The sequence below is a fragment of the Pseudomonas sp. PS02303 genome, assembly GCF_029959925.1.
In the GTDB taxonomy this organism is placed as follows: Bacteria; Pseudomonadota; Gammaproteobacteria; order Pseudomonadales; family Pseudomonadaceae; genus Aquipseudomonas; species Aquipseudomonas mandelii.
This window is the reverse complement of sequence record NZ_JASCOM010000205.1, coordinates 1-10566: the sequence shown is the minus strand read 5'-3', so window position 1 is coordinate 10566 and position 10566 is coordinate 1. Positions and strand designations below refer to the sequence as shown.

The 10566-nt window shown below is 61.3% G+C and carries 13 protein-coding genes and 1 pseudogene; 2 read left to right on the top strand and 12 right to left on the bottom strand.

The window, feature by feature from the left end; genetic code table 11:
- Positions 1 to 84: 84 nt before the first annotated feature.
- The 9 genes from QMX98_RS27410 to QMX98_RS27370 all read right to left on the bottom strand — a co-directional run bounded on the left by QMX98_RS27410 (position 85) and on the right by QMX98_RS27370 (position 7107).
- A complete protein-coding gene (locus tag QMX98_RS27410; protein WP_010464887.1) occupies positions 85 to 720 on the bottom strand; it encodes a hypothetical protein in 636 nt (211 codons plus the stop codon).
- 81 nt (positions 721 to 801) lie between these two features.
- Positions 802 to 2250 (bottom strand): TolC family protein, encoded by a 1449-nt coding sequence (locus tag QMX98_RS27405; RefSeq protein WP_282411663.1) that lies wholly within the window; start codon positions 2248 to 2250, stop codon positions 802 to 804.
- Positions 2247 to 3134 carry an HlyD family secretion protein gene (locus QMX98_RS27400; protein ID WP_077747465.1) on the bottom strand — a complete coding sequence of 296 codons (888 nt, stop codon included), beginning with the start codon at positions 3132 to 3134 and terminating at the stop codon, positions 2247 to 2249. Before QMX98_RS27400 ends, QMX98_RS27405 begins: the two co-directional genes overlap by 4 nt.
- Positions 3131 to 3340, bottom strand: a complete 210-nt coding sequence (locus QMX98_RS27395) for a DUF1656 domain-containing protein (protein WP_010464893.1) — start codon at positions 3338 to 3340, stop codon at positions 3131 to 3133. The genes QMX98_RS27400 and QMX98_RS27395 overlap by 4 nt, the downstream gene beginning before the upstream one ends.
- Positions 3337 to 5409, bottom strand: coding sequence for an FUSC family protein (locus tag QMX98_RS27390; RefSeq protein WP_077747464.1), 2073 nt, complete (start codon positions 5407 to 5409; stop codon positions 3337 to 3339). The genes QMX98_RS27395 and QMX98_RS27390 overlap by 4 nt, the downstream gene beginning before the upstream one ends.
- Positions 5406 to 5834, bottom strand: a complete 429-nt coding sequence (locus QMX98_RS27385) for a MarR family transcriptional regulator (RefSeq protein WP_154913457.1) — start codon at positions 5832 to 5834, stop codon at positions 5406 to 5408. The genes QMX98_RS27390 and QMX98_RS27385 overlap by 4 nt, the downstream gene beginning before the upstream one ends.
- 135 nt (positions 5835 to 5969) lie before the next feature.
- The gene (locus QMX98_RS27380; RefSeq protein WP_221107948.1) at positions 5970 to 6164 is read right to left on the bottom strand and encodes an antitoxin; all 195 of its coding nucleotides are present in this window, start codon (positions 6162 to 6164) and stop codon (positions 5970 to 5972) included.
- A 96-nt stretch (positions 6165 to 6260) separates the two neighbouring features.
- Positions 6261 to 6506 (bottom strand): DUF2789 domain-containing protein, encoded by a 246-nt coding sequence (locus QMX98_RS27375; protein ID WP_010464900.1) that lies wholly within the window; start codon positions 6504 to 6506, stop codon positions 6261 to 6263.
- A 139-nt stretch (positions 6507 to 6645) separates the two neighbouring features.
- A complete protein-coding gene (locus QMX98_RS27370; protein WP_010464901.1) occupies positions 6646 to 7107 on the bottom strand; it encodes a YbaK/EbsC family protein in 462 nt (153 codons plus the stop codon).
- 199 nt (positions 7108 to 7306) lie between these two features.
- Between QMX98_RS27370 and QMX98_RS27365 the strand changes: the two genes are divergently transcribed.
- Positions 7307 to 7840, top strand: coding sequence for an NfeD family protein (locus QMX98_RS27365; RefSeq protein ID WP_083377251.1), 534 nt, complete (start codon positions 7307 to 7309; stop codon positions 7838 to 7840).
- A 2-nt stretch (positions 7841 to 7842) separates the two neighbouring features.
- A complete protein-coding gene (locus QMX98_RS27360; protein ID WP_010464903.1) occupies positions 7843 to 8601 on the top strand; it encodes a slipin family protein in 759 nt (252 codons plus the stop codon).
- Positions 8602 to 8696: 95 nt separating this feature from the next.
- Here QMX98_RS27360 and QMX98_RS27355 read toward each other — a convergent pair whose 3' ends face one another.
- From QMX98_RS27355 to QMX98_RS27345, 3 genes and pseudogenes are all read right to left on the bottom strand, one after another.
- Positions 8697 to 9692 carry a sulfotransferase family protein gene (locus QMX98_RS27355; RefSeq protein WP_282411662.1) on the bottom strand — a complete coding sequence of 332 codons (996 nt, stop codon included), beginning with the start codon at positions 9690 to 9692 and terminating at the stop codon, positions 8697 to 8699.
- Positions 9680 to 10465 carry an aspartyl/asparaginyl beta-hydroxylase domain-containing protein gene (locus tag QMX98_RS27350; RefSeq protein ID WP_282411661.1) on the bottom strand — a complete coding sequence of 262 codons (786 nt, stop codon included), beginning with the start codon at positions 10463 to 10465 and terminating at the stop codon, positions 9680 to 9682. Before QMX98_RS27350 ends, QMX98_RS27355 begins: the two co-directional genes overlap by 13 nt.
- Positions 10462 to 10566 (bottom strand): annotated as a pseudogene (locus QMX98_RS27345) (adenylyl-sulfate kinase); the annotation flags it as partial. The pseudogene QMX98_RS27345 and the gene QMX98_RS27350, both read right to left, overlap by 4 nt.

The window sequence follows — 10566 nt, the reverse complement described above, 5'->3', positions numbered from 1 at the left end:
GGCAAGCCTCGCTCCTACAGGTATCGCATGATCCTTGTAGGAGCGAGGCTTGCCCGCGAAGGCGTCAATACCGACAACATCAACTCAGGAATACTGAACTTCCATCTCATCCAGCTGGTGATCAAAGCTTTTGAGCCGCGCCGTCCACGTATACACCAGCACTTCAAAATCGCGATTGATTACCGCCCCGCCCGTCACGTCCGCACGGGGATCGCAGAAGTCCAGCTGATAGCGTTCGCGGGCCATGGCGGCGGCGACATCGGAGAGTTCGCGGGCGTTGTTCAGCCAGTGCCTGCCGTCTTCGGAGACTTGCTTGTCCAGTTCGAGGCATTGTTTCTTCAACGTATCGAGGCTTTTTTCCAGTGGCGTGCCGGTGAGTTCGCCCATAACTTCCTGGAACGTGCGCCCCGGTTGCCAGTAACTGCCCCAGAAATAGCGGTCAAACACCGTTTCGACCCGACGCAAAGCCACCTTGGTGTCCCAGATCAGCACCCGGGTCTTGCCTTGTTCGAGTTGTCTTTTCTTGATGCGCTGGCCCTGGACTGAGGCCCAGGCCACTACGACGATTGCCATCACGGCAATCAGCGCGGCTGCGCTGTCGAGGAACACCAGAGCCTTGTCGATCTGGTGGGCCAGCATGATGCCGTAGAAATAGGTGGCCGACAGCAGAACCAATGCCGCAATAGCGCACCAGAAGCCGGGAGCATAAGGGTTTTTCATTATTAGATCCCCATGACCAACGCGAGCCTTGATCGATGAAATCGACGCGCGACTTCATCAAATCAAAGCATAGCAACGGCCTCAGGGTTTGCCGGGTTGTGACGCTTGCGTTCGTCCGCTTTCCCAGCCACCGCCCAACGCGAGGAACAGATCGATCTGGCTCATGGCAACTTGCGTGTTCGCGGAGGCCAATTGCGCCCGTACATCGGTGTAGGTGCGGGTGGCTTGCAGGTCCGCCAGGAACGATGCGCGGCCGGCCTGGAAGAAGCGGTGGGTCTGGTCGGCGGCCAGTTGTGCCGATTGTTCGGCATCGGCCAACGCATCGCGGCGTTGCAGCAGCGCGGAGTATTGCGCCAGGCTGGTCTGGGTTTCGCGGATGGCGTTGAGCACCACGCCGTCGAAATGCGCAAGCGTGCCTTGGGTCGTCGCTTCTGCCTCACGGATTCTCGCCCGGGAACCATTGGACGGCACAGTCCAGGTCAGCAACGGACCAAAGCCCCAGCGGTTGGTCGCCGGTTTGCCGAGGTTTTCCAGGATGCCGACGGTGCCGACGGTCGCGCCGATGCTGATGTCCGGGTACAACTCGCCGGTGGCGATGCCGATGCCAGCGGTCGCGGCGGCCAATCGGCGCTCGGCCTGGCGCACATCGGGCCGGCGCTTGAGCAAAGTGGCGCCGTCACCGACCGGCAATAATTGAGTGATTTTCGGCAGTTCGTTGCAGGTGGCGGTCCCGGCCGGCAACTGATCGACCGGTTTGGCCAACAGCATCGACAAACGGAACAAACCCGCCTGGCGCGCCGCTTCATAGCGCGGCATGTCGGCGCGCAAGGATTTGAATTGGGTTTGCGAGCGCGTGACCTGGGTTTCATCGCCGCGCCCGGCGTCGCGCAGACGCTGGATCAGGGTCGTGCCTTGGGCTTGCAGGTCGAGGGAATGCTGGGCGATTTCCTGCTCTTCATTGGCCGCGCACACTTGGGTGTAGGCCCGAACCACATCGGCCACCAAGGTGATGCGTGCGGTATCGGCGGCAGCCTGGGTCGCGTCGGCATTGGCCTTGGCCGCTTCGATGCCGCGCTGCAAGGTGCCAAACAGGTCGAACTGATACGAGGTCGTAATGCCGATGTCGCCAACGTTGGCCACGGGCACTTTATCCGCCAGCAAGAAGGCTTCGCCGGACTCCTGCAAACGCTGGGCGCCCATTTTCACGCCGCCGCTCCAGCCGCCCGCCGCCTGCGCTTCGTCAACCTGAGCACGGGCCCGGGAAAGGCTCGCCGCCGCCACGCGCAAATCGGTATTGGTGACCATGGCCTGCTGCACCAATTGGTCCAGGCGCGGATCCTGATACAGGCGCCACCAATCGGCGGGCACCGGGGCCGAAACGACATTTTTACCGTTCACCGCCAAGTCACCCTGCAAGTCTTCACGGTGGATGGCCGCGTCGTCCGGCAGGTGATAATCCGGCCCGACCACCTGACAGGCCGACAGCAACACGCCTAATCCGACGACAGCCAAACCCGCGGCCCTGCTCATTTCGCGGGCTCCTGCGGCTGGTCGTCCATGATCGATACCGTGGCGGTGCGCCCGGCGATCATGCGGAAATCCGCCGGCACGTCGTCGAAGGCAATCCGCACCGGAATCCGCTGGGCCAGGCGCACCCAGCTGAAGGCCGGATTGACGTTGGGCAGCAGGTTGCTGCCGCTGCTGCGGTCGCGGTCTTCGATGCCGGCGACGATGCTTTCCACGTGGCCACGCAAACGCGCGCGGTCGCCGACCACGCGGATGTCGACCGACTGGCCGACATGAATGCCGTCGAGTTTGGTTTCTTCGAAATAACCGTCGATGTGGAACGAATTACTGTCCACCACCGACAACACCGGACGCCCGGCGGTGACGAATTCCTGCGCACGCGGCGCGCGGTCGTTGACATAGCCGTCCACCGGGCTGCGAATGGTCGAGCGGTCCAGGTTGAGCTGGGCGCTGTCCACCGCCACCTGAGCTTCCATCAGCGCAACTTCGGCGCGAGCGACCCGCGACTGGCTTTCTTCCAGTTGCTCGCCCGGCACCAGATTGCCGAGGCCGCGGTTACGCTTGGCTTCCCGTTGCGCCTGGGCCAGGGTTTCCTGACGGTCGGCGACCGCCGCTTTCGCCTGACGCAAGGCCAGTTTGAATCGGTCCTGGTCGATGCTGAACAGCACCTGGCCGCGTTTCACCAATTGGTTGTCACGCACCTGCACTTGCTGGATCAGCCCGGAAACGTCCGGCGCGATCTGCACGATGTCGGCACGGATGTGCCCGTCCCGGGTCCAGGGCGCGAACATGTAATACATCACCATGCGCCAGACCACGACGACGGCGAAGGTCACGATCAGCAAGGTCAGGACCACGCGACCGAGGGTCAAAAAAGGTTTTTTCATGTCATCAGGTATCGACTGAGTGAGTCCACGGCGCCAAGCAGCAAGGCGTAGAGAGCCACGTTAAACAATGCCCGGTGCCAGACCAGACGGTAAAAGTGCAGGCGTGTCAGCAGCCCGTGCACCAACAGGAACAACAGATACGTAATGCCCATCAGCACCAGCAACGTGGGCAGGAACACCCCGCTGATATCCAGATCACCGATCATAAAGGCGCTCCATCGATGCCATGGGGAAGCGGTTCTTCGAGTTCGCCCAAGGCGACGAATTCCACCCCTGGCAGCAGCGACAGGCGCAGGCCGCTCAGGGCATGCAACAGGTGCAGACGCGCGCCGTCATCGCACTCGGTGTTGAGGGCGCGGCGGGTGCGGTCGAGGGTCATCAGCAGCGGGCTCGGTGCCGGCAATCGCTCGCCCGCCTTCAGGCACGCCTTGAAATACTCGCCAACCTCGGCCACTACTTGATGCAGCAGCACTTGCGGGGCGCCGAGCACTCGCGGCGTGTAAGCCAGCAAGTCGAGCAGGTTCAGCGCTACGCGCACTTCCCGCAGCGCGATGCCGGTGTCTTGCCCGGTCATGGCCAGGCGCGGCAGATGCTGCATCAGGCGATCGAGCATCTGCACGCCCAAGTGCCGGTGTTCGGCCAGCGTGGCCGGCTCGGTCAGGCTGACGATGTCGCGCCAGCTGAAACGGGTCAGGCGCTTGGCCGCCAGTTCCGCACCGAATGGCCGGGCGATCAGGGTCCAGACAAAGGCAAACAGCAAGCCGACGGGGCCGGCGAGGTTGGAGTTGGCGAAGCTGAGGAAATCCGCGTCGTAAGCGCCCTGAATGCTGATGAACGACGAGGTGTTGACCAGCGTCAGCAGCATGCCCAGGTAAAACTGCGGCTTGACCGTCAGGGTGCCGATGCAAATGAACGGCACAGAAAACGCCAGCACCAGCATCGGAAAATCATGCAGGTTAGGCAGGACCAGGAACAGATAAAGACTGGCGAACAACACCGACATCGCGGTCCAGAAAAAGAACCGGAAAATCTGCGGCGCCGGGTCGTCCATCGAGGCGAAGAAGCTGCACGCCACCGCCGCCAGAATCACCGCAGCGCCGCCATCGGTCCAGCCGAGCAGGATCCATAGCACCGAGGCGACAATAATCGCGGTCACCGTGGACGCCGCCGAATAAAGCATCAGCCCCCGGTCGAGAAACGGCGACAGGCGGCCCAGGCGCCAGTGCCGATACACCGCGCGCCAGCTGTCCTGGCTTTCGCACTGAATGGCGTATTGCAGGCTGCGGCAGTCTTGCCACAAGTCGATCCACTCGCCGAGGCGATACAGGGCGTTGGAAAACAGCAGTTGCTTGCGGTCATTCAGCGCTTCGGCGGACGGTTGCAAGGCCTCAAGTTGATCTTTCAGCGCCTGCCAGCGGCCGAGGTCGGCATCCTTGTGATTCAGCCATTCGGTGGTCGCCGTCAGCAGCGGCGCAAACTTATCCACAAGCTCGGGCGTTCTGCGTTCGAGGGCATAGAGCGCGTCGTCGAGGGCATCGATCACGGGCAGCAGGTGAATCATGCGGCCGCGCAGTTCCTTGGTATTACGCACCGTCTGCGGCCGCGCGCCTTCGTGGGGCAGCTGGCCGATCATCAATTCCAGGCTGTTGAACGTCGCCACCATCGCCGAGCGCAAGGCGCTGACTTCATCAGGTTGCACGTCGCGGCTGAGGAAACGCAGGCTGTAAGTCGAGGCATCGGCGAACCATTTGTTCACCGAATCGTTGAACACCGGCGCCAGCCGCCGGGGCCAGAACATGGCACCGACCACGGCCGCCACCGCGATGCCGAGAAAGATTTCTTCGGTTCGCGCTTCCGCGACATCCCACACCGCCAACGGGTTATCCACCACCGGCAGGGCGATCAGCGGCAGGGTGTAACCGGCAAGCATCAGCGCATAACTGTTGGCCGTGCGCAGATGCAAAGACAGGAACAGCAACGTCCCCGTCCACAGCGCGATCACGACCACCAGCACATACGGGCTCTGGACAAACATCGGCACGAAAAAAACCGCGGCCGCCGCACCGAGCAAGGTGCCGACCGCCCGGTACAATGCCTTGGAACTGGTAGGGCCGACAAAAGGGCTGGAAACGATATACACCGTGGCCATCGCCCAATACGGACGCGGCATTTGCATGAGCATGGCGATGTACAGCGCAATCATCGACGCCGCGAACGTGCGCACTCCGTAGAACCAGTCCCGCGCCGGAGGAACGCCGGTGAAAAATCCGCTCAAGGGTTGGCCACCGATGGCGGGTTGGCCGCTTCAAAGGCTCGCAGCACCCGCAACGTCGCTTCCAGATCACTGCGGTCGATCCCTTCGAGCACCTCATTGCGCAAACGCACCAGCTCGATTTCGACAGCCTGCACCAACTCCCGACCGGTTTCGGTGAGGCTCAGGCATTTGGCGCGGCGGTCATGGACGTCTTCAGTGCGACAGACGTAACCGGCGTGACACAGCTGATCGAGCAGACGCACCAGCGACGGACTCTCCATCCCAGCCGCCTGCGCCACCGTCACCTGTCGCACACCCTCGCCCAGGCGCCCGATCATCAACAACGGGACGGCGCAGGCTTCGGAAATCCCATAGTTGACCAGCGTGGTCTGGCAGATCTTCCGCCAATGCCGCGCGGCCACCACCATGGAGCTGCTGATGTTCATCTGGAGAGCGTCGAGGTTTTTCGGCACGAAGGGAAACACACACAGTTAGTTTGCTAACTATCAATATGGCATTCGATGGGAAAGTTGGTCAAGTTTTGAAACAATTCTGTAGCCGGACGGACCGTTTTACGACATTCAACCGGACCCCAGGTTGAAATCGCCCAGACGCACCAGCATCGTTTCGAAAAGCTCTGCCGAAACCAGATAGGCCTTGATCTGATTTTTTTCAATCACCGCAATAGGCCTGTCTTGCGCCTCACGCACTATAGTTCCTGCGTTTTTCGCGAGTTCAGAGATGCTGATGACTCTTTCTGCCAAAACACGCTGCATGACTCGGTCTCATGGTTGGACTCAACGCCATGAAAGCTACTTCAGCTCAGGTAACACCTTTCAGAAAAGCTGTGACAAGGTCTTGCGTTCAGATGGTTACACCCCCCGCCCCTTCCTCATCAGCACATCCAGTTGATCCACCACCTCCGCCCAATCGGCATCATCCAGAATCTCCTCCCGCAGTAACTGAGCCTGGCTCTCGTTCCAGAAAAACGCATCGGCCAGATGCAATTCGGGCTTGAGCGGTGAGTGAGTGGCGATGAATTTATCGATGCTTTCGGCGTCGTCCGGCAGGCCGAGTTGCTTGAACAGCGAGGGGAGGTTGTGGGTTGGGGATTCCATGTCGGGCTCCTTTTTATGGCAAATGATGGGGTGACTGCTGCGCAGTCATTCGCGGGCAAGCCTCGCTCCTACAGGTGACAGCGTGATCCTGTAGGAGCGAGGTTTGCCCGCGAAGGCGATGTCACTGACTCCACAAAACTCATTGGCTCAATTCACGCACCTCGGCGTGCGGCACCATTTTCAGAAACTGCGGCATTTCCATGCGCAACAGATTGGTGTGGTTGCCAGCTTCCAGATAGATGTCTTTCTGCCGGGTCAGTAGCGGGTCGATGACCACGTCCAGGCCATAGGCTTCGCCCAGGGCGGGCACAGCGCCGCGTTCGCAATCATCGAACAGGTGCGGCAGGTTGCTTTCCCGGGAGATCTGCCATTCGCCACTGCTGCGAACTTTGCTCAGGTCCAGATGACGGCTGGCGGGCAGCACAGCCATCAGGAAATGCCCATGTTGGTCGTCGAGGATAACTGACTTGGCCACCCGTTCGGCAGGAATGCCCGCGAGTCGCGCGGTTTCAAGGCTGCTGGCCGAGTGCGGGTGGGACACGATGTCATATTCGCAGTGCGCCTTGTCCAGGCTGCTCTGCAGGGTTCTTGCCATACGCATGATGCACCTCGGTGTCCGCAAACACTGTTTGGCGGACGATGGTTAACACTTTTCTTCGTACTGAAAGTCTAGGCCCGCTGGCGCATTCCGGAGTGAAATCCGCCCGCCGGGCCAAGGTCAACAACTGGTCAAAATTCGTACAACCCACAGCTCAGCTAGACTGTATAAAGAACCATCAATGACTCTCCCGGAGGGTCGCGTGAACATTCGTTGCTGTGCAGTTGCGCTGCTGTTGGCCTTGAGCGGATCGGTCTTCGCGTCGGACACCATTGTCTTGCTGGCCCCCAACCCCATGGGGATCTGGCTGATCACGTTCGGCATCGCCTTTTTGATCGCCGAGGCGGCGCTGCCCAATTACGGCGTGATCGGGCTCGGCGGCATTGTGATGTTCGTCATCGGCGCGGTGATTCTGACCAACACCGAGGTGCCGGTGCCGTTGATGATCGGCCTGGGACTGATCAGTGCGCTTTTGTTGATCTTCCTGCTGATCCGCGCCCTGAAAACCCGACCGCGGCACAACGTCAGTGGCGATGCCGGACTTGTGGGCAGCGTGACGCCGGTGATTTCGTTGAACGCCGACAACGCCTGTAACGGCTGGGTGCACCTGCAAGGCGAACAGTGGCAAGTGCTCAGCAGCACGCCGCTGCAACCGGGGCAAAAGGTCCGGGTGGTGGCACGCAAGGGATTACTGCTGAAAGTGGCCGCGGCTGACGCGGCGTCGAAGGGAGAATAGCCATGGGCCTGCAACTGGGTTTTGCCGCGCTGCTGTTACTGCTGATCGCGCTGGCGGGGTCGACCTTCCGCATCCTGCGCGAATACGAGCGCGGGGTGGTGTTCCAGCTCGGGCGCTTCTGGCAAGTCAAGGGCCCTGGCCTGATCCTGCTGATTCCGGTGGTCCAGCAAATGGTTCGCGTCGACCTGCGCACCGTGGTGCTCGACGTGCCGACACAAGACGTGATCACCCGCGACAATGTCTCGGTCAAGGTCAACGCGGTGCTGTATTTCCGCGTGCTCGACCCGCAGAAAGCCATCATCCAGGTCGAAGACTTCCTCATGGCCACCAGCCAACTGGCCCAAACCACGTTGCGGGCAGTGCTGGGTAAACATGAGCTCGATGAACTGCTGGCCGAACGGGAGCGGCTGAACATCGACATCCAGCAAGTGCTCGACGCCCAGACCGATGCCTGGGGCATCAAGGTGGCGAACGTCGAGATCAAGCACGTGGACCTCAACGAATCGATGGTCCGCGCCATCGCCAAACAGGCCGAAGCCGAGCGGGAACGCCGGGCCAAGGTGATTCACGCCGAAGGCGAATTGCAGGCCTCGGAAAAACTCATGCAAGCCGCCGAGATGTTGGGGCGTCAGCCGGGGGCCATGCAATTGCGCTACATGCAGACGCTGAGCTCGATTGCCGGGGACAAGACAGCGACGATTGTCTTCCCGCTGCCGATCGAATTGCTCAAGGGGATGGCGGATTTGTCGTCCAAATCCTGAACTTCCGCGAAAACACCAACGTCTGGTAATGCCTCCGGAGATTTCCGAGCAGGCTCGCTCCTACATTGGATCTGCGTCGTACACATAATTTGTGTTCACTGAAGATCAACTGTAGGAGTGAGCCTGCTCGCGATGGCGTCAGTGCTGTCAATGCATGACTTGGCAACCAGCGCCTCATAAGGCCCCCGCGCCCAACGCTCCACCCGCTCACGCAACAACGTCGACGCCTCGCGCCGCTTTTCATCACAGTCCCCGACGAACACCGATGAAGGCTGTTTGGCATGCCGCCCCACCGCCGCAAACACTTGCTCCCTCTGCACGTCATCCAACCCGAAAAACCCAGCCAACCGCCCCGCCATTGCGCCCGGCAACTCGCTGTAATTCACCGCCAACCCACCAAACGCCTGGCATTGCGCCAACCCCGATGCCAGCAACCGCCCCAACCGTCGCGCAATAAAATCCTCACGACTGTCGAACGGCCATTCGTCATCCAGCCCACTGGCCCCGATCATTCCCGGCACCATGTGCATGCCCGGGCGGCGTATATGGGAAACAGCGATTTCCAGCGGATCGCGGTACACAAACAACCAGGGCGTGTCGGGAAAGCACTCGCGCAACAGGGGCAATTCGGTGATGTTCCAGGCATCGAGCTTGATCACCAGCCGTTGCTCCGTACCAAGCCGACGCTGACCATAGGCGGACACCAACCCTTTGATCGCGGCACACCGTTCGACGGCTGGCAAACCACTGCGCAACAAGGCATCCAGCGGCGGCGGTTCGCTGATGACGATGTGGTTGGTGAGTTGCGCGAGCATCTGACTGATCAGAGTCGAGCCGCATCGCGAAGCGTGAAAAATGAATGCACTCGGCGCCAACCCGGGACTCTGCGCCTGCCAGTCGCCGAGAACAGCCAACGGCGTCTGCCGACGAAACGCCTGATTGAACGGTAACCTCAGCGCAGCTTCCACGGCATCGCGAAAAAACGGCTGATGCAACGGCGTGTCCCCGAACCAGCACCAATCGACCTGCCACTCGCCAGCCGGCTGCCAGATCCGCATCGGCAACCAGCCTTCGAGATTCAGGCGCTCCATTGTTCATTCCATCGGCGGCGACCGCTGCGCATCGCGGCACGCAGTTCTTCCCGAGAAAATTCCAGGCCTCGCTCCGCCGCCAGCTCCAAGGTGCGGGTGATAAACACCTCGGTGTCCGGCAAGCCCTGCAAGGTCTTCGAAAGCTGCAAATCACTGGCCACCAGACGCTGGAATTGCAGCAAGGCGCCGTCACCCGAACCCGGCTGCGGCGTGGTCGATACACCGTCGACAATCGCCTGCTCCAGCCAGTCACCCGGCCGGCAATCGAGCACCAAATGAACCCGCGCCTGAGTATCCCGATTGTCCACACGGTGCGGTCGCGACAGGTCGAGGAACCAGCACTCGCCCGCCGTCATCGGCATGCGCTGACCGTCCAGCATGAAGTCCACTTTCGGCGGGCTGAGCAGCGGAATGTGCAGACGCAGATCGGCGGCTGGTCCGCCAAGATCGTAGTCACGATGCTCATGAATCTGCCCGCCCGGCCCCAGTCGCAACAGGCGTGCGCTGACGATTTCCACCGGCAGATCCCGCAAGCCCTGCTGCCATCGCGGATCCTGCAACCACGGCGCACGCAACAGCGGTTCGCCACGCCCCGGCGACAGTTCCGTCAACGCATCCGCCGCCGACACCAGCGCCACACCACTCCAGTCCCCGGCGTAGTAATCGCTGTTGAAATGCGCATGCCACGCGTCCTCGCCAATCGCCGCCAGCGCCTGCAACAACAGCGGCAAATCCACCGCCACCGGCAAGCGGGAAAATGCCGGTCGGCTCATCGTTTCGGCAGCACCGCACACTCGCCGAGCCAGGTCAGCAGTCGGTCGAGGCAGGCTTCGACCGACTGCACGCCGGTGTCGAGCACCAGAGCGGCGGACGG

Bases quoted from the DNA above. Each gene is read 5' to 3' on its own strand.
- QMX98_RS27410 (WP_010464887.1), bottom strand. From the start codon at position 720: ATGAAAAACCCTTATGCTCCCGGCTTCTGGTGCGCTATTGCGGCATTG.
- QMX98_RS27395 (WP_010464893.1), bottom strand. From the start codon at position 3,340: ATGATCGGTGATCTGGATATCAGCGGGGTGTTCCTGCCCACGTTGCTG.
- QMX98_RS27370 (WP_010464901.1), bottom strand. From the start codon at position 7,107: ATGCGTATGGCAAGAACCCTGCAGAGCAGCCTGGACAAGGCGCACTGC.
- QMX98_RS27385 (WP_154913457.1), bottom strand. From the start codon at position 5,834: ATGAACATCAGCAGCTCCATGGTGGTGGCCGCGCGGCATTGGCGGAAG.
- QMX98_RS27375 (WP_010464900.1), bottom strand. From the start codon at position 6,506: ATGGAATCCCCAACCCACAACCTCCCCTCGCTGTTCAAGCAACTCGGC.
- QMX98_RS27360 (WP_010464903.1), top strand. From the start codon at position 7,843: ATGGGCCTGCAACTGGGTTTTGCCGCGCTGCTGTTACTGCTGATCGCG.
- QMX98_RS27380 (WP_221107948.1), bottom strand. From the start codon at position 6,164: ATGCAGCGTGTTTTGGCAGAAAGAGTCATCAGCATCTCTGAACTCGCG.
- QMX98_RS27400 (WP_077747465.1), bottom strand. From the start codon at position 3,134: ATGAAAAAACCTTTTTTGACCCTCGGTCGCGTGGTCCTGACCTTGCTG.
- QMX98_RS27405 (WP_282411663.1), bottom strand. From the start codon at position 2,250: ATGAGCAGGGCCGCGGGTTTGGCTGTCGTCGGATTAGGCGTGTTGCTG.
- QMX98_RS27350 (WP_282411661.1), bottom strand. From the start codon at position 10,465: ATGAGCCGACCGGCATTTTCCCGCTTGCCGGTGGCGGTGGATTTGCCG.
- QMX98_RS27355 (WP_282411662.1), bottom strand. From the start codon at position 9,692: ATGGAGCGCCTGAATCTCGAAGGCTGGTTGCCGATGCGGATCTGGCAG.